15 protein-coding genes are annotated in these 17,851 nt (G+C 61.1%); 6 read left to right on the forward strand and 9 right to left on the reverse strand.

All coding sequences use genetic code 11. From position 1 onward, the window contains the following. Window positions 1-114: 114 nt before the first annotated feature. A complete protein-coding gene (locus tag BMX68_RS01585) occupies window positions 115-1,428 on the reverse strand; it encodes an MFS transporter (protein ID WP_017130602.1) in 1,314 nt (437 codons plus the stop codon). A 327-nt stretch (window positions 1,429-1,755) separates the two neighbouring features. Here BMX68_RS01585 and BMX68_RS01590 point away from each other — a divergent pair, with 327 nt between their 5' ends. After that, window positions 1,756-3,174, forward strand: coding sequence for a short-chain fatty acid transporter (locus tag BMX68_RS01590; RefSeq protein ID WP_017130601.1), 1,419 nt, complete (start codon window positions 1,756-1,758; stop codon window positions 3,172-3,174). A gap of 82 nt (window positions 3,175-3,256) precedes the next feature. Here BMX68_RS01590 and BMX68_RS26605 read toward each other — a convergent pair whose 3' ends face one another. Next, window positions 3,257-3,529 carry a HepT-like ribonuclease domain-containing protein gene (locus BMX68_RS26605; protein WP_051000593.1) on the reverse strand — a complete coding sequence of 91 codons (273 nt, stop codon included), beginning with the start codon at window positions 3,527-3,529 and terminating at the stop codon, window positions 3,257-3,259. Between the two features lie 107 nt (window positions 3,530-3,636). Between BMX68_RS26605 and BMX68_RS01600 the strand changes: the two genes are divergently transcribed. Further along, the gene (locus BMX68_RS01600; protein ID WP_017130600.1) at window positions 3,637-5,337 is read left to right on the forward strand and encodes an acid phosphatase; all 1,701 of its coding nucleotides are present in this window, start codon (window positions 3,637-3,639) and stop codon (window positions 5,335-5,337) included. A 281-nt stretch (window positions 5,338-5,618) separates the two neighbouring features. Here BMX68_RS01600 and BMX68_RS25265 read toward each other — a convergent pair whose 3' ends face one another. Further along, a complete protein-coding gene (locus tag BMX68_RS25265; RefSeq protein WP_143063216.1) occupies window positions 5,619-5,819 on the reverse strand; it encodes a hypothetical protein in 201 nt (66 codons plus the stop codon). Between the two features lie 29 nt (window positions 5,820-5,848). Here BMX68_RS25265 and BMX68_RS01605 point away from each other — a divergent pair, with 29 nt between their 5' ends. Next, the gene (locus BMX68_RS01605) at window positions 5,849-7,024 is read left to right on the forward strand and encodes a hypothetical protein (RefSeq protein WP_017130597.1); all 1,176 of its coding nucleotides are present in this window, start codon (window positions 5,849-5,851) and stop codon (window positions 7,022-7,024) included. Between the two features lie 52 nt (window positions 7,025-7,076). On the opposite strand, the gene can is transcribed toward BMX68_RS01605, so the two are convergent. From can to BMX68_RS01620, 3 genes are all read right to left on the reverse strand, one after another. Continuing rightward, window positions 7,077-7,721, reverse strand: a complete 645-nt coding sequence (gene can, locus BMX68_RS01610; RefSeq protein ID WP_017130596.1) for a carbonate dehydratase — start codon at window positions 7,719-7,721, stop codon at window positions 7,077-7,079. Window positions 7,722-7,813: 92 nt separating this feature from the next. Beyond that, window positions 7,814-8,266, reverse strand: a complete 453-nt coding sequence (rimI, locus tag BMX68_RS01615) for a ribosomal protein S18-alanine N-acetyltransferase (protein ID WP_017130595.1) — start codon at window positions 8,264-8,266, stop codon at window positions 7,814-7,816. Continuing rightward, a complete protein-coding gene (locus BMX68_RS01620; RefSeq protein ID WP_026013030.1) occupies window positions 8,259-9,038 on the reverse strand; it encodes a superantigen-like protein SSL4 in 780 nt (259 codons plus the stop codon). The genes rimI and BMX68_RS01620 overlap by 8 nt, the downstream gene beginning before the upstream one ends. 168 nt (window positions 9,039-9,206) lie before the next feature. Here BMX68_RS01620 and mksB point away from each other — a divergent pair, with 168 nt between their 5' ends. Genes mksB through mksF form a run of 3 tightly spaced genes read left to right on the forward strand, consistent with a single transcriptional unit; the run spans window position 9,207 to window position 14,027 of the window. Beyond that, entirely contained in the window at window positions 9,207-10,487 is a 1,281-nt protein-coding gene (gene mksB, locus BMX68_RS01625; protein ID WP_017130593.1) for an Mks condensin complex protein MksB, read from the forward strand. Then, the gene (gene mksE / locus BMX68_RS01630; protein ID WP_017130592.1) at window positions 10,477-11,190 is read left to right on the forward strand and encodes an Mks condensin complex protein MksE; all 714 of its coding nucleotides are present in this window, start codon (window positions 10,477-10,479) and stop codon (window positions 11,188-11,190) included. The genes mksB and mksE overlap by 11 nt, the downstream gene beginning before the upstream one ends. Then, complete coding sequence (mksF, locus tag BMX68_RS01635) at window positions 11,187-14,027, forward strand: Mks condensin complex protein MksF (RefSeq protein WP_017130591.1); 2,841 nt, start codon at window positions 11,187-11,189, stop codon at window positions 14,025-14,027. The genes mksE and mksF overlap by 4 nt, the downstream gene beginning before the upstream one ends. 62 nt (window positions 14,028-14,089) lie before the next feature. Here mksF and BMX68_RS01640 read toward each other — a convergent pair whose 3' ends face one another. Genes BMX68_RS01640 through BMX68_RS01650 form a run of 3 tightly spaced genes read right to left on the reverse strand, consistent with a single transcriptional unit; the run spans window position 14,090 to window position 17,655 of the window. Beyond that, entirely contained in the window at window positions 14,090-16,393 is a 2,304-nt protein-coding gene (locus BMX68_RS01640; protein ID WP_017130590.1) for a PqiB family protein, read from the reverse strand. After that, on the reverse strand, window positions 16,386-17,009 hold the full coding sequence (locus tag BMX68_RS01645; protein WP_017130589.1) for a paraquat-inducible protein A: 624 nt from the start codon (window positions 17,007-17,009) through the stop codon (window positions 16,386-16,388). Before BMX68_RS01645 ends, BMX68_RS01640 begins: the two co-directional genes overlap by 8 nt. After that, window positions 16,996-17,655 carry a paraquat-inducible protein A gene (locus tag BMX68_RS01650; RefSeq protein WP_017130588.1) on the reverse strand — a complete coding sequence of 220 codons (660 nt, stop codon included), beginning with the start codon at window positions 17,653-17,655 and terminating at the stop codon, window positions 16,996-16,998. The genes BMX68_RS01645 and BMX68_RS01650 overlap by 14 nt, the downstream gene beginning before the upstream one ends. Window positions 17,656-17,851 lie beyond the last annotated feature (196 nt).

Here is a 17,851-nt window from a genome sequence, read left to right on the forward strand (position 1 = left end):
AGCAATGCCTCTTGCGAGAAAATGCCTGAGTCGACGCCGCTATTCCCTGCGTTGTCCTGTTCAGAATGGCAGAACGGTCATCGTTTCAAAAAATCGGACTCTCGCGGATGACGCTCAGTGCCCGATGCAGGCCTGCGAATCGGCACTTATGGCAATTCGCCCGCCAAAAAACAGCGCCGTCAGCCCCCCAACCGTGCCCATCACCAGGCTATATCCCACGCAGACCCAGAGGCTCCAGGGCATCAGGCCGATCAACAGCAACGGTGTGGTGCTTGCCCAGAGCGCGTAGGCAATATTGTAGGTAAACGAAATGCCAGACACGCGGATCCGGCTGGGAAACAACCCGACCATCACCGACGGTACCGCGCCCACCACGCCACAAGCGAGCCCAGCCAGGGCATAGGCCAGCTTGATCCAAGTGCCGCCGCTGATCAGGCAGGCATACAACAGCGCTACCCCCGCCGGCAGCAACAGGCTGTAGAACAGCACCGCGCGCCAGGCGCCAATGCGGTCCACCAACAGGCCGGCGAGCACACACCCGATATTCAGGAACACAATGCCCAGACTGCTCAGGGCAAAGGTCTCTCCGGCGCTCATACCAAAGCTCTTCTGCATGACGGTCGGAGTAATCACCACCAGTACCACCACCGCCGAAGTCAGCACGCAAGTCAGTAGCATCGCTGGAAAAATCGAACGGCGATGATCGCGCAACACCGCCCGCAAAGGCAGTTCGTCGCCTGCTTCGCGCCGGGCCTGCAAGGCCATGAATACCGGGGTCTCGCTGAGCCAGCGTCGTAACCACACCCCGATCACCCCGAACACACCGCCGAGCAGAAAGGGAAAGCGCCAGGCAAAATCTAGAATTTGCTCCGGACTGTAGACTCGCGCCAGCCAGGTGGCCGTCAGCGCGCCCAACAGATACCCGAACGTCAGCCCTGCTTGCAATACACCCAGGGCATAACCGCGATGTCCCGGCGGCGCGTGCTCGGCCACGAAGACCCAGGCGCTGGGCACCTCGCCGCCCACAGCGGCGCCTTGCAGCACGCGCAGGCACAGGAGCAGCAGCGGCGCCCAGTAACCGATCTGGGCGTAGGTCGGCATCACCCCGATCAACAGGCAGGGCAACGCCATCATCAGGATACTCAGGCTGAACACCTGCTTGCGCCCCAGACGGTCGGCAAAGTGCGCCATCAGGATTCCGCCCAGCGGTCGGGCCAGGTAACCGGTGACAAAGATCCCGAAGCTTTGCAGCAGCCGCAGCCACTCGGGCATTTGCGGCGGGAAGAACAACTGGCTGAGGGTCAGGGCGAAAAACACGAAGACGATGAAATCGTAGATTTCCAGCGCCCCGCCCAGCGCCGCCAGGCCCAAGATCCGGTAATCGGACCGGGAAAAGCGGCGATTCGGCGGGTAACAATCAACGGTCATAAAAGGACTCTGGATACCGTATTCGCGAGCTGCGTCATCGGCGGCTCAACACTGTACAAAAAACACTCAAGCGAACCAGGTCTTCCCTGGTTCGCGGCCAGCACAGATGAGTGCGATTGCTGGCGATCAACACCTCACAGCCATCGGCGGGTCACTTTTTAGCAGAAATTCGCGTACTGGGTTCCATTTTTTGACAATTCAAACCAACCGATACTGAAACGTATATGGCTTTGCAGCGAGCGCTAATTACCGCATTCTGACGCAGTTTTCGGTCGCTTCTGCCTGGAGCGACCGACCTCCTCACAATCATAAAAACGAGGTGTTTCCGTGGCCGCAGTCATTGATGAAAGCCGCTATGCCCGCTTTGCCCTGCGCTGCTCGAACTGGGCCGAGCGCTGGTTTCCCGACTCCTGGGTGTTCGCCGCGCTGGCGGTGATCATCGTTGCCCTCGGCACCCTGGCCATGGGCGCCAAGCCGACCGATGCTGCCATGGCTTTCGGCGACGGTTTCTGGAGCCTGATCCCGTTCACCATGCAGATGGCCTTTGTGGTCATCGGCGGCTATGTGGTCGCCAGTTCGCCACCAGCGGTGAAACTGATCGACCGCTTGGCCCGCCTGCCAAAAAACGGTCGCTCCGCCGTGGCCTGGGTGGCCTTGATTTCCATGGTCGCCTCGCTGCTGAACTGGGGTTTGTCGCTGGTGTTCGGCGGTCTGCTGGTGCGTGCCCTCGCCCGCCGTACTGATCTGCGCATGGACTACCGCGCCGCTGGCGCCGCCGCCTATCTCGGCCTGGGAGCGGTGTGGGCCCTGGGCCTGTCGTCGTCCGCCGCGCAGTTGCAGGCCAACCCTGCTAGTCTGCCGCCGTCGATCCTGTCGATCACCGGAGTGATTCCGTTTACCCAGACCATTTTTCTCTGGCAGTCCGGGGCTCTATTGCTGGCCTTGATCGTGGTCTCGCTGGCCGTCGCCTATGCCACCGCGCCTGGTCCGAATTCGGCCCGTGATGCCAAGGCTTGCGGTGTCGATCCGAGCTTCAACCTGCCGCCACTGAGCCCGCGCACACGTCCCGGCGAATGGTTGGAACACAGTCCGCTGTTGACCCTCCTGCTGGCCCTGCTGGCCGCTGGCTGGTTGTTCCATGAGTTCTCGACCAAACCGGCGATCAGCGCCATCTCGGGCCTGAACACCTACAACTTCCTGTTCCTGATGGTCGGCGCCCTGCTGCACTGGCGGCCGCGCAGTTTCCTCGACGCGGTCTCACGGGCGGTGCCGACCACCACCGGGGTACTGATCCAGTTCCCGCTGTACGGCTCGATTGCCGCGCTGATGACCACGGTCAAGGGGGTCGACGCCCAGACCCTGGCCCATCACATCTCGACCTTCTTCACCCAGATCGCCTCCCACGATACCTACGCCCTGCTGATGGGCGTGTACTCGGCGGTACTCGGTTTCTTCATCCCGTCCGGCGGCGGTAAATGGATCATCGAGGCGCCATATGTGATGCAGGTCGCCAACGAACTGAAGTACCACCTGGGCTGGGCGGTGCAAATCTACAACGCCGCCGAAGCCCTGCCGAACCTGATCAACCCCTTCTACATGCTGCCGCTGCTGGGTGTGCTGGGGCTGAAGGCGCGGGACCTGATCGGCTTCTCGTTCGTGCAGTTGCTGGTGCATGCGCCGCTGGTGCTGTTGCTACTCTGGGCACTGGGGACGACTCTGACCTATAGCGGACCGGTGATGCCTTAACTGAAACGTCCTGAAGGGCTGATCATTGCTGCCCCGAACGGCAATGATCAACCTGGACCTTCAGACTCATTCGCCAGGCACTTCAACAATGGCGGTATGCGCGTTGAACCGCCTCCCAGACGATCTCAAGATTGATATCGAAATAACCATGGGCAATGCGATTACGCATACCGTGCATCCTCCGCCAGGGTACTTGAGAGTGATGGGCGGCAAACTCGGCATATCGAATCATTAACGTTGGTCGAGGCTTCCCCATGATCACCAGGCGCATGACGACCGCTTGTTGAGTGCGCTTATCCTCAAAGACAAGCGTCCAACAATGCCAGGACTGCCCTCTCCCCTCGATAATCGGCATACTGACCGGCTGTGGACAGGACGGCCATCGCCGTTCTGTCACATTGCGTTGCTAGCGTGCGATGCGAAATATTTTGTTACGTCCAACCCAGCCAACAGGAACCCAGGATGAGTGACGAGAAAGACCTCGAGCCGTCGCAGACCGTAGACACCGATACCCCCACCGATACCAGCCGCCGGCGTTTCCTCGGTGGTGTCGCCGTGTTGGGCGTTGGTGCGACCCTAAGCGCCTGCGGCTCGCCGAGCGAACCGGGCCAGCAGCCTCCGACCGAGGAACTGTCAGGCGCGGCGCTGGACAAGGCCCTACGGGACCAGGTGAAGACTGTCGTGGTGATCTACGCCGAGAATCGCAGCTTCAACAATCTGTTCGGTGACTTTCCGGGTGTCCAGAAACCTCTTTCGTCCCTCAAGCCTGCGGACTATCAACAATACGACCGCGACGCCAGCCTCTTGCAAACCTTACCGCCCGCCTGGGGCGGCGTAGTCCAGGTCGGTCCGCAAAGCCTCGACGGCGTGACCTACCCGGTGGGAACCCAGTACCAGGAAAACCTACCTAACGCGCCTTACGCCCTCAAGGGACCCAGCGGCGAAGACCTGCCCCTGGGTGTGGTGACACGCGATCTGTGGCACGTGTTCTACCAGAACCAGATGCAGATCAACGGCGGCAAGAACGACCGTTTCGTCGCCTGGGCCGACTCCGGTGGCCTGACCATGGGCCACTACGCCCAGACCCGTTATTCGTTGCGACTGTGGGACGTGGCCAAGGAGTTCGTGCTCTGTGACAACTTCTTCCAGGGCGCTTTTGGCGGTTCGTTCCTCAACCACCAGTACCTGATCAGCGCCAAGGTGCCGTTCTACCCCGACGCCGCCAACTCGGTAGCCAAACCACAGATCGCCAAGCTGCAGAGCGACGATCCGACCGATACGCGCCTGATGCCGCTGGATAACTCCCCGGCCAGCGCCATGAGCGGCCCACCGCAATTTGGTCCCAGCGCGCTGACGCCCGATGGTTATGCGGTGAACACCATGGCGCCGCCGTACTGGCCAACCTGGATCCGCGACCTCGAGCGCCCGGACTACGCCAAGCCAGACCTGCCGACCGTGCTAGTACCGCAGGTCCACGAGCATATCGGCGACAAGTTGTCGAAGAAGAACATCGACTGGGCCTGGTATGCCGGCGCCTGGCAGGTGACCCTGGAACAGTTCAAGGATTCGGGCGGCATTCCGAAGATCCCGAACTTCCAGTATCACCACCAACCGTTCAACTACTTCCGCCGCCAAGGCCCGGAAAACCCGCAGGAGCGTGCCAAGCGCCTGCGTGATGCCGGCCTGGGCGACGAGACCACTACCAACAAGTTCCTCGCCGATGCGGTGGCGGGCAAACTGCCAGCGGTGACCTTCTACAAGCCCCAAGGCAACCTGAACATGCACGCCGGTTATGCCGACGTGGCAGCCGGTGACCGGCATATCGTGCGAACACTGAAAGTGCTGCGCGAAAGCCCGCAATGGGACAACATGGTGGTGGTCGTCACGGTCGACGAGAACGGCGGCTGGTGGGACCACGTGGCACCGCCCAAAGGTGATCGCTGGGGCCCAGGGACACGGATTCCAGCCTTGGTCGTGTCACCGTTCGCCCGTAAAGGCACGGTGGATCATACGGTGTATGACACCGCCTCGATCCTGCGTCTGATTACCCGGGTCTTCCAACTGGAGAAACTCGATGGCATCAAGGAGCGGGACGCCGCAATGACCGCCCGAGGCCAAACACCGATGGGCGACCTGACCAACGCCCTGCGCTTCAGCGCCTGATCATCTGACTGCCGGGCAGCGGTTATCCACGAGGCTGCTCAAGGACCTCTTCGCGGATAAATCCCGCTGCCAGGGCTCGGTTGTCGGAGAAAATCGAATAGGTGCCCACCACTTGAGTTCGCCACAAGATTTATCCGCCAAAGCCGGGACACCGACACCACGGCGACCGTCAAAGGGTGTTATTTACCGGGGAAAAGTAGCCTTTAGCTATCATTTTCTTTACCCCTTCCCCATCCAGTAATATCCTGCCCTGGCCCCCTTCTGCTTAAGCTTTTTTGCAGTTAAAAAAAGACTTCGCCGCAATGATCGTAGCGTTGACCTGGAAACCAGCTACGGCTTCGCCGCCGTCCGGCGTGGGTAACCCCATGAATGGATGGATGCCCAATGCCCTCGGCCAGTTCCTGACGCCGAGCGCCGTCGGTCTCGCCGATGAAGGCCAATGCCGGTCGGCCAGGGAGCAGCGGCACACTCACCCCAATCATGGGGGGCTCACGCTGAAAAGGATCTGAGCATGTCGAAACTCGCCGTACTGTCGTCCACCCTCGCCGCCCTGACCCTGGGCATGGCCAGCGCCCACGCCGATGTCGACTTGAAGCTGGGCAGCACCGAACGGGTCACCCAACTGTTCGCCTACCCCAACAATTGCAACGTGATCTGCTACCGCAACTGGACGCTGGAGCAGACCGCCGAGCACTACTTGAACCAGAGCGTACAACGCGACGGCTACAACAACGCCAAAGTGACAGTCAAGAGTGACAACGGTCAGTTGTACGCTCACTTCAGTGGCGTGCCGAACGGCTACGACAAGCCGCTGGCGGCGCTGCTGGATGCCGGCGACCTGGCCTATCAGGGCGCCTCGAAATTGAATGCCGATGGCAAATGGGAATACAACTGGTACCTGTTCCTGCCGCTGGGCATGGCCCTGGATAACCGCAAGAGTGTCGAGCTGCTGCACTTCCCGCCGGATTACTCGCTGACCCAGGCCCAGGACTACCTGGAATCGAAAACCACCGACCGCTGGGCCGAACTGCTGACCGACAACGGCATTCCCGCGGAGCAGACGCCGGCTTACCAAACTATCGTCGACATCGCGCCGATTGCCGCGCCGTCCAACGCCGGCAGTGCTCTGGAAGGGGTCTACGGCTATTTCACCGATTACCAGACCACCATGGTCAAGGCAGTCAGTGTGACCGCCAAGGGTAGCGCGCTACCGATGGTGGCCTTCGGAGCACCGGTACGTAACTGGATCAAGCAGCAGTATGGCGTCACGGTCGCAGTCCTCGGTCTGGCCGAGATCAATCCGGGCGGAGGGGTAAAGGTACCGGTACTGGGCTCCAATCACCCGAGCTACATCTGGTACGCAGCGGATCCGGCGAGCTATGGTGGCGATCAGGCCAAGGCCGATGCGGCGGGCCTGAAGGTCATGGGACAGGACCTGAGTGCCGCCTGCTGGCAGGCCGGAATGGGCCAGAAGCCGAGCAGCGATCCAGCGACCCTGCTCAAAAGCTGCACCGAGAACTGGCAGGTGACCCACAAGGAAAAGACCTGTGAGCTGTTTTATGTCTCGGTGCGCAACCTGAGCGAAACCGACGCGCAGAAGAAATGCTCGAGCGCCTCGATCAAGACCGAGCTCAAGCAACTGCGAGCACCGGCTCCGGCGCCGCTGACCACACTGCCACCCATCTAGTGGCCGATCCGACCCCTGTGGCGAGCAGGCTTGCCACAGGGTTGATTCAGGCTCAGGGCGCGTCGACAGGCCGCAGGCGATACTGGGGCGGTAACTGCTCAATCCCACTGATGGTGGTATCCAGGCTCTTCCAGCGTCCATCCTTGATGCCGTAGATGCAACCATGGATCGACAGGCTCTGGCCACGATGCCAGGCGTTCTGGACAATGGTGGTATGGCCGACGTTGGCCACCTGCTGGATAACGTTCAACTCGCACAGGCGGTCAACCCGTTCCTCCTCGCTCGGCAACTGCGCAAGCACTTCGCGGTTCTCGTAGTACAGGTCGCGAATCGAACGCAACCAGCCGTCGATCAGCCCCAGTTGCCGGTCCTGCATCGACGCGCGCACGCCGCCACAACCATAGTGGCCGGTGACCAAGATATGCTTGACCTTGAGCACATCCACTGCGTACTGGATTACCGACAGGCAATTGAGGTCGGTATGCAGTACCACATTGGCTACGTTGCGGTGGACAAACAGGTCGCCCGGCAACATGCCGACGATTTCGTTGGCCGGTACTCGTGCGTCGGAACAGCCGATCCAGAGATACTCGGGGGTCTGTTGGCGAGCCAGCTTGGCGAAGAACTCCGGGTCCTCTTCCTTGATCGCAGCGGCCCAGCGCTCGTTGTTATCAATCAGGTCTTGTAGTTCGTTCATGCTGTAAGGCCTCGAAAATGATGCACCGCTGTGACAACCGACCAACGGTCGAGGTCACGTCCACAATCGCGACAAATACCCTTCGACCGGGCTCAATCGACCAGGGTAGCAGCCATGACCAGCGCATCCTCACGGCCACCGGCTGCCGGGTAGTAGTCGCGACGACGCCCGACTTCATTGAAACCGTAGCGCTCATACAGACGATACGCCGTCTGGTTGCTGTCGCGAACTTCCAGAAAACACTCCCGCGCGCCCAGTTCATAGGCCTGCTTCATCAGCTCTTCGAGCAATCGCAACCCCAGGCCACGGCCCTGGCTTTGCGGCTTGACGGTAATATTGAGCAGATGCGCTTCATCGATGATGACCTGGATCACCCCGTGCCCCACCTGCTGACCGCCCTCGAACATCAGCCAGACCTTATAAGACTTCAGCGCATCGAGAAAAATCCCACGGGTCCAAGGATGACTGAACGCCGCATATTCGACCTTCAGGATCGCCTCCAGATCCGCCTCGGTGGCCAGGCGAAAGCTTATTGCATCACTCATCAACGCGGTTCCAACGCACCATCAGCCGGCGCATGGCTTGCCAGACATCAGCCTTACGCTGTGGCTCTTCCATTAATAACTCCAGGCCGGGCAGCGCCAAGGCCGAACCCAGCCCTTCGATCTGAAGCTCTCGGTTGTACGATTCGGCGTCGGCTTCCCCGGCAAAGCGTATGGCCGGCAGGCCGATCAGCCACAGGCAAGCGCACTCGCCTTCCTCCAGGCGCGCCTGGACAAAGCCCTGGACAAATTCACGGGCACGGTCGGGGCCCTGGTCGAGGTTGCCGCGGGCCAGCAATGGCCAATGCACCGGCTCGCCAATGATCTGCGGGGCATCCGGCAGACCGGCGGCGCGCAACATGTCCTTGAGCAACAGATAGGACGGATCGCGACTCTGGAACGCCTGGCCGGTCACCAGCTCCACCAGCAGCAGGCAACGTCCGGCCCGCAGCAATTGCAGGGAGAAGCGCGGCGGCGGCAACTGAGTCACCTTGGCCGGTGCCGGCGCCTCTGGCGTGTCGACCTCCGGCTGGCCTGGCGCACGGTTGATCGGCGCAGGACGTGGCATTTCGATTTTCGGTCGCTCGAGCGACTTGGCCACAGGCTCAGCGACGCTGTGCGCCTGAGGCGCTGTCGGCGGCGTCTCGACCAACGGCGGCGGCTCGACGAACAGCTCAGGACGCGACGGCGCGGCGAACGGCAGTTCGGTGCGCGGCAGCCAATGGACCACCTGCATGGCAGTCAGATAAGCGCGGCGGCGGGACTCGATTAGCAAAGGTCAGCCATCTGTGGATAAGTTGAGGACAGGGATTCTACCGTTCTTCGGCGAAGATCGCCCGTGGTTGATCGCAACACCACCCACCCTCTGATCACTTGGGGATAAATCAGGCGCGTCATGCAGTACAATCGCTCCTTTTAATTTGCCAACCAGCCGGCCTCTCCCATGATCGAACCCAAGCGCGTCTTGCGCGCCCTCGCCGAGCACTGGGCCCTTCTGGAGCCTCTGTGCGAACACTTCGACCAAGGCACCCTGAGCCTCGGCGAGCTGCGTCAACAATTGGCCGCCCAGCAACTGGACAGCACGCCCCAGGACATCACCAGTCTGCTGGACGTGTGGATTCGCCTCGACATCCTGGTACCGGTCGCGAAAAGCCCGAACCGTTTCGAGCTGAACGCACAGATCCATGACTTCCTGGCCTATCTGCGGCGCGAGCATCGCCTGGGCCTGTGCCTGGAAATCGAAGCCTACCTGCGCCATCTCGAACGCCTGGCCGGGTATATCCAGGATGCCTTCGATATCCGCGACGGCAACGACCTGGCCCGCCAACTGCGTTTGCTCGACATGCGCGTGCGTGACGTCTTGAAGAAGCTCGCCAACGACGAACAGGCTCTAGTGGCCGTCGCCGAGCGGGCCAAGACCAGCGACCGGCAGATCCCGCTGCGCCAGCGCTATGCCGAGGTCCTGGCGACCTGGGACGAATACGTCGAGCCGATGATCCAATTGGTGAACGCCGACGGCGCCTTCGAACAAGGGGTGCGCAAGGTCGAGCATGTGCTACTACGCATGCTCAGCGAACAACAGCGTCTCGGCCACCTGGTGGACGATGATAGGCTGCTGCGCACCCACGCGCGGATCCTGGAGATGCAGACCAGCGCCCAGTTGACCCTGCGTCACGCTCGCGAACTGTTGCTGCCGTTACGCGAAGAAGCGCGCCGACACAATGCCGTGACCCGTGGCGCGGCCCTGGCGCTGTCGGTGATCCGCCGCAAGGGCCTGGACGCCGTGCCGCAAGCGGCCATGCCGATGTTCACCCGCCCACAGAGTACCTTTCTCGGTAGCTCCGGGCAGGTCGAGGCCTATGTCTACGCCCTGGCGCGCTTCGAAGCCAAGCCGTCGCGCTTTCCCAAGGCGCACAAGTCCACCAAGGGTGGCGAGTCGTCACGGGCACCGCGCACGGTCAAGGAGATGCTCGAACGCTGCACCGACGCCCTGCCGATGCCGGACCTGATGAGCTGGCTGCTGGAACAGGAACCGGACGGCGCCACCGACGAATTGCTGTACTGGTTCTCGCGCCTGTCGCGAGAAAAGCGTTTCCAGCGCCAACGCCTCGAACGCCGTGACTACCACACACAGGAGCATCAGGTCAGCCTACGCTCCTTCGCCCTGCTCGCGCGCGTTGAAGAAACCGCCGAGAATTTCGCGAGCACACCTCATGCATCTTGATCTTTCCGAGCTGTCCCAACTGGCACCGATCTTTCGCGAGCTGTTCAAGGGTTATCACGTCAGCCGCCGCGACCCGGAGCTGTACGCCCAGTTATCGAACTTCCAGGACCAGTACCGCACGCTGTTCAAGGCCCTGGGCTTCGAGCTGGTTTGCGATACCCGCGGTTTCTATTACTTCGTCCCGGACAACGCCGCCGCGCAGGTGAACAAGACCGCGCAGCGCCTGGCGTTGTTCACCTTTATCCTGGTGGAGCACCTGGCCGACCAGGGCCGCGACCCGATCGCCGTGCTCGACGGCGGCAGCCTGGGCCGTGACGAGCTGCCGTCGCTCCTGGATAAATACCGCGACCTGTTCGTCCAGGCCGAAGTCACCACCCAGGACGAGTTGGAGGAAAAGATCATGCGCCGCATGACCCAGCTCGGTTTCGCCCTCGAAGAACCCGGCCTGTACCGCTTCCTGCCACCGATGCACCGTTTTCTCGATGTCTGCCTGTCGGTCCAACAAGACCGCGACATGGCCGCCAGCTTGCACAGCGTGCTACCGCTGCCGACGCCAGCATTGGTGGATGACGACAGCGACGAGAAGTTACTCGAAACCGATGATCCGCTGGACCTCAGTGAATTCGTCGAACCGCAAGAAGAAAGTGAAGAGGCGGCGCTGGCCCGCGCCATCGCCGCCGAACAACAGGAGATGGACGCATGAGCCAGGAACGCTACGGTATTCGCCGCTTCGCCCTGTTGAACACCGCCGGCTACAGCCTTGGGCTGTTCCCGCTGGAACATCCGCTGTCGGTCTACGGAGCGAACAACCTGGGCAAATCGGCCTCGATCAACGCCTTGCAGTTCCCGATCCTGGCGCGCATGTCGGACATGAGCTTCGGCAAGTACAGTCTGGAACAATCGCGCCGCTTCTATTTCGCCAGCGACACCAGCTATATCCTCGTCGAAGTCGCCCTGCCCCATGGCCCACACGTGATCGGCGTGGTCGGACGCGGTCCGGGCGGCGGTTTCGGTCACCAGTTCTTCGCCTACGCCGGACAACTGGATCTGGCCCACTACCAGAAAGACGAGACTTGCCTGCGCCAGAAAGAGCTGTTCAACAATCTTGAGCGCAACGGCCTGAAAGCCTACGAACTCAAGCCCGACGAACTGCGCCGCCTGCTGGTCGGCGGACACACGTCAATCCCGCTGGACCTGACCCTGATCCCGCTGCGCTCCACCAGCGAACAAAGTCTGAAGACCTTCCGCGCGTTGTTCATCAACCTGCTGCACATGCGTGAAATCACCGCCGCTAAGCTCAAGCAACTGTTCCTCGACGCCTTCGAGCACAGCCTGCGCTCCGGCAGCGTCGACTATATCGCCGCCTGCGAAGAAGCTTTTCGCGATGTACGGCGCATGGAACAAGACTACAACGCGCTGGTGGCCGCCGGCCCGCTGGTCGAGGCCCTCGCTGCCGGCGTGCGCTCGCGTGATGTCTTGCGTGGCAAGCTGCACCGGATCTCGCCATTGCTCGACTCGTTGCTGGGCACCTGGTCGGACTACGCCAGCGCCCGCAAGGAAGAACTGCTGATCCAGTCCGAGCATTACCGCAACGAGCAGGACGCGCTGCAGAACGACCAGCGCGGCAGCACCCAGGAACTGATGCGCCTGGAGCGGGAAATCAGCGGCATCCAGCGCTGGCTCGGCGAGTTGTCGGTGCTCAAACATCGCTTTGCCCTGGTCGACGACGTAAAGGTTCTGGAACAGCAACTGTTGGCCGCCAAGGATGCCCACGACGAGCTGGCCGGCGCCTTGGCCCAGTCCCGACAGTTCAGCGCCGAAGACCTGGAAGAGCGCCTGCGCGACCTGGAAAAGCGTCTGAAATCGGTCAAGCAGCAGCTCGACCATGCGGACAACAACAGCTACGCACGCCTGCGCGAAGAGTTCTCGCAGCAGGACGTCGAGCGCCTGATGCGTTTGTTCAATAGCGCGCTGTTCAGCCTACCGCTGGGTGAGCATGGCATTGCGTTGGATGACGACGGCGAGTGGGTCAAGTCGATGGAGCTGATCCTCGACGGTTTCAAGGGCGAGCGCTTCGAAGTGCCAGGCCTGTCCATCGATGTGTCCCATATCGAGCCGCCAGCACTCCAGGCCCTGGCCGATCGCGCCGCCCTGCGCGACCAGAAGGAGCGTCTGGACAAAGAACTCAAGCAACTGAAGACCCAACAGGCCGTGGCGGCCGACCGGGCTGCGAGCAAGACCCAGACCGAAGCGCTGTATCAGCAGGTACTGGATGCACAAAAGGCCCTGGAAGACTTCCGGCGCGCCCAAACCCTAGGCGCCGAGGAAGGCGACAAACTGGAACAACTGGCCCAGATGGAAGCCGCCCAGGACGAACTGAAGCGCTCCAGCGACGCCTTTACCGAGCGCGTCCAGCAACTCTCGGCAAAACTGCAACTGGTCGGTCGGCAGATCGGCGACATGGAAGCCAAGCAACGTACTCTCGACGACGCCCTGCGGCGGCGCCAGTTACTGCCAGCGGACCTGCCCTTCGGTACGCCGTTCATGGACCCGGTCGACGACTCCATGGACAACCTGTTGCCATTGCTCAACGACTATCAGGACAGTTGGCAGGGCTTGCAGCGGGTCGACGGGCAGATTGAAGCGTTGTATGCCCAGGTCCGTCTCAAGGGTGTGGCGAAGTTCGACAGCGAGGACGATGTCGAACGGCGCCTGCAATTGTTGATCAACGCTTATGACCATCGCACCGACGAGGCGCTGACCCTGGGCAAGGCACGCCGTGCGGCGGTGACCGATATCGCCCGGACCCTGCGCAACATCCGCAGTGACTACGACAGCCTCGAACACCAGTTGGCGTTGTTCAACCGCGAGATCAACAAGCGCCAGGTCTCCAACCTGCAAAGTTTCCGCATCGTCCTGGCACCGAACAAGGAAGCGCTCAAGCATATCGACCAGATCATCCACAGCGCCGGCCAGTACGAAGAGGGCGAGACGCTGTCGGTGTTCGACCTGAGTCAGAGCGCCGAGCAGGACAACAAGAACGAAGAGGCCAAGGAGTATCTGGCACGGCTGGTGGCGGCCAACCACAACCAGTTGGGTTTGAAGGATCTGTTCGAGTTGGCGTTCGAGATCACCAAAGTGCATGGCCAGCCGGTGATTCACACCGATATCGACGGGGCCGCGTCCAACGGCACCACCATGACCATCAAGGCGCTGACCAACATGTACCTGTTGCTGCACCTGATGGACCGCGACCAAGCCGGACGCGTGCGTTTGCCGTACTACCTCGACGAGGCAGCGGACATCGACGAGAAGAACCAGGCGGCGCTGCTGGAAACCAGCCTGCAATTGGGCTTCGTGCCGATCCTGGCGAGCGTGAAGCCGCAGGTCTCGGCCCATGTCGCCATCGACCTGGAAGGCGGCAGCGGACCGAACGGGATCTATATCGACGAGGCGGACTGGAAGTACATCCGTCGCCACGACTCCGTGCAGGCAACGCAGCACCGCGAAGCGGCGGAACCGGAACTGGACGAGGTCTGATTCCCAAGGCGGTAAACAAGAAGGCCGCGATCATTGCTCGCGGCCTTCTTGTTTAGTCTCAGTTATTTGCCCAAGGGGATCTTCGGCGCCCAGGTCAGCCACTCGTCCTCGAACTTGTCGAACAATGCGAAGGTTTGCTGCGGCCGCGCCGCGCTCCCCATCCGCTCGCCATCCGGCGTCGCAAAGGCAACCCCGCCCTGGATCAGCGTCTCCAGCGACTCGGTACGTATCGTTACACCCTTGAACAAGCCGAAGTCGGCACCAAACCCACTGGTGCTCCAGAACCGGCTGCCCGTGCGTACCAGCGGCGCATAACGCGGTTCGATCAGGATATGGATCAACACCCGATCGGCGGTGGCGCCTAGCTCGTACCCCGTGACCTTACCCACGACCACTTCGCGGTAGGTCACCGGCACGCCCTCCTTCAATGAGCCACGACGGGCGGCACTCAACGTCAGGCTCAGGCCGGCTTGCGCGGTCACGGTATCCGGAGCCTGCTTAAGCGCGACGAAATCCTTGCGCGGGCCCTGCTTGCCGAGCGCCGGCTGCACTTCAATGTATTGCCCGCTCACCAGGGTTTCGAGATTGGCGGTCTTGATCAGTCCCAGTTCCGGCTTGACCACCCAGAACTGGCTACCGGCCCGGGCGATCTTATCTGGCACTTCGGTAATCCTGGCCGACAGCAACACCGACTGCAAATCTTCGCTCAGCTCGACGTTTTCGACCTTACCCACCTCCAGCCCCTTGAAGCGGATCGGCGTGCCGCTACGCAGGCCGTCGGCACGATCGACCCGGATCGTAATCGGAGTGCCTTGCTGCTGGGCATCGTCGTGGTTGGCGAACAGCCGGAAACGTGGAATGCGCCTCTTCAGCGGCGCCTTCTCCTGCGGCGTCTCGAAAGCAATACCACCGGCGATCAGGGTTTGCAGCGACTCGCTTTTCACCTGAATACCGCCGGTCAGTCCACCGCTCAGGGTGATGCCGCTGACGTTCCAGAACCGGCTCGAGGCGTTGACCAGGCCCTCGTACTCTTTCTCGATATGCACGCCGATGACCACCCGCTTACGATCACGGGAGAACTGGTAGCTCTGCACCGAACCCACCTTGACCTGCTTGTAGAGGATCGGGCTGCCCACCGCCAGGGAGCTGAGACTGTCGGTGAACAACACCAGGTGCAGGCCGGGGGAGCGCAGGTCCAGCGGCGGCGCCTTGCTCCGGGCCTCGAACTCCCTCTGTGGATGGTTGCCCTTGTCCCCAGGGCGAATAGCAATGTAGTTGCCTTTGACCAGGGCCTCCAGACCGGTGATGCCCGCCAGGGAGATCGACGGCTTGACCACCCAGAACTGGGTACCTTCCACCAGATAGTCCTCGGCCAGGGGATCGAGGGTCAGCTCGGCATTGGCGCTGGTCAGGTCGGGGTCGATCTTCAAGGCTTTCAGGCTACCTACCTCGATCCCTTTGTACATGACCGGGGTACGCCCAGCCTGCAGGCCTTCGAAGTCGCTGAGTTTGACTTTCACGCGGATCCCGGCTTGGGCGGCATCGAAGTCCTCATAGAGACGGAACGGCAGGCTCGGGTCGGTGGGTGGGCTGTCCTTGCGGTTCTCCGGCGTGGCGAAGGCGATACCACCGGCAACGATACTGGCCAGCGATTCGCTACGCACCTTTACACCGGACAGGTTGGCATCGATGCTGATGCCACTGGCATTCCAGAAGCGCGTGTGTTTGCGCACCAGGTTGGCATAAGTCGGCTCGATGAAGACCTTGAGCTCGACCATGTTCTGATCGGGAGACAGTGCAAAGCTCTTGATCTGGCCGACCTGGATCTGCTTGTAGAACACCGGGCTGCCACGATTCAGGGAGCCCAGTCGGTCAGCCTTGATGGTGATGTGCAATCCAGGCTTGAGGTCCGACAGCGGCGGTTCCTGGGACAGCGCCTTGAACTTGCGCGAGGGCTCGCCATCACCGGGGTTGATCGCGATATAGTTGCCGGAAACCAGGGTTTCCAGGCCCGTGATACCGGCCAGCGTGACACTCGGCTTGACCAGCCAGAAGCGGGTATTGGTACGCAGGGACGATTCGACGTCCTTGTTCATCTCGACGGTAGCGATTACCCCTTGGGTGCTGCCTTCGGTGTCCAGGGTCAGCGCCTTGACCTTACCGATCGACATGCCCTTGTAGACGATTTCGGTCTTGTTGGCCTGGATACCCTCGCCGCTCTCGAAACGTACCTGGATTTCGATACCGGTCTGGTTATAGGCCCGCCAGCCCAGCCAGCCGCCAATGATCAGGGCAATCAGCGGCAGGACCCAGATGGCCGACCAGTTCGAGGCCGGGCGGGTTTTGGCTTTTGGCAAATCACTCATGGTCGTCGTCCGACTCCGTGTTGTCCCAAATCAGTCGGGGATCAAAAGTTACTGCGGCAAGCATCGTCAACACCACCACACTGGCAAAAGCCACTGCGCCGAGATTGGCCTCGACGCTGGCTATTCTTCCAAAGTTCACGACCGCCACCAGGATAGCGATCACAAAGATATCCAACATTGACCAACGGCCAATGAATTCGATGAAACGGTACATAATGATCCGCTGCCGGGCCGACAGCGGCTGATGGCGCTGTACCGAAAACAATAGCAGGGCAATGCCCACCAGTTTGAACGTCGGCACCAGAATACTGGCGACAAACACCACGGCGGCAATCGGGAACATACCGTGCTGCACCAGGGTGACGACACCGGACATGATCGTATCGGCGCCGCCCTTGCCCAGGGAATTGACGGTCATGATCGGCAGGACGTTGGCCGGAATGTAGAGAATGGCCGAGGTCAACAGCAGTGCCCAGGTGCGTATCAGGCTGTTCGGCCGACGCGGGTGTATCCGTGCGCCACAACGGCTGCAGACCTGCTCGTTGGCGTCGGGCTCCTGCCGGTTCAGTTCATGGCACTCCGTGCAGATCAGGATGCCCGCATCAATCGCCCGCATGTTCATCCTCTCCCGACAACGCTTGCCAGATCTGGTGGGGTGACATCATTACCTCCAGCAGCACCTGGACCAACAACAGGCTGACAAAACAGGCCAGACCGACGCCGAGGCTCAACTCTGCGAGGTCCGCCAGCTTGACGATGGCGACCAGAACGCCCATGAGATAGACCTCAAGCATCCCCCAATCACGCAGGTGGTGATAAACGCGATACAGCAGCAGGCCGTAGCTGCGTCCGATATCCCAGCGGATGCTCAACAGCACCGCCAGCTGGCACAGCAATTTGAGCAACGGAATGCCCATGCTGCACAGGAACACCACGACGGCGATGCCGGTCATGCCGGTGTCATGCAGGCCTAACACACCGCTCCATACCGTATCTTCGGAAGAACGTCCCAGCAGATTGAGTTGCATGATCGGCAAAAAGTTCGCGGGAACATACAGCAACAGGGCCGCGATCACCAAGGCCAGGCTGCGCTCGACGACATTGTGGCGGTGGGCGTACAGCTCATAACCACAGCGCGGGCATTGGGCTTTTTCACCCAAGCCGAGCTGGGGCTTGCGCATCAGCAGATCACACTCATGACAAGCCACCAGCTCGTTCAGAGGCAGCTTCGACACTTGGGTAGTGTCAACCGGATCCAGCATAAATAGAGGCTCAGGCTCTGTAAAAGATAGCGCCTATTCTAGTGGTCTAGCCCGAAAATAACTGCGCAAATTTATCGGGGCACTACAGGTGCATTTCGCGCAAAAAACAAAACCCCTATCTGCTGAGCAGATAGGGGTTTCGGAATTCAATCTTGACGATGACCTACTCTCACATGGGGAAACCCCACACTACCAT

Source organism: Pseudomonas agarici, assembly GCF_900109755.1.
GTDB lineage: Bacteria > Pseudomonadota > Gammaproteobacteria > Pseudomonadales > Pseudomonadaceae > Aquipseudomonas > Aquipseudomonas agarici.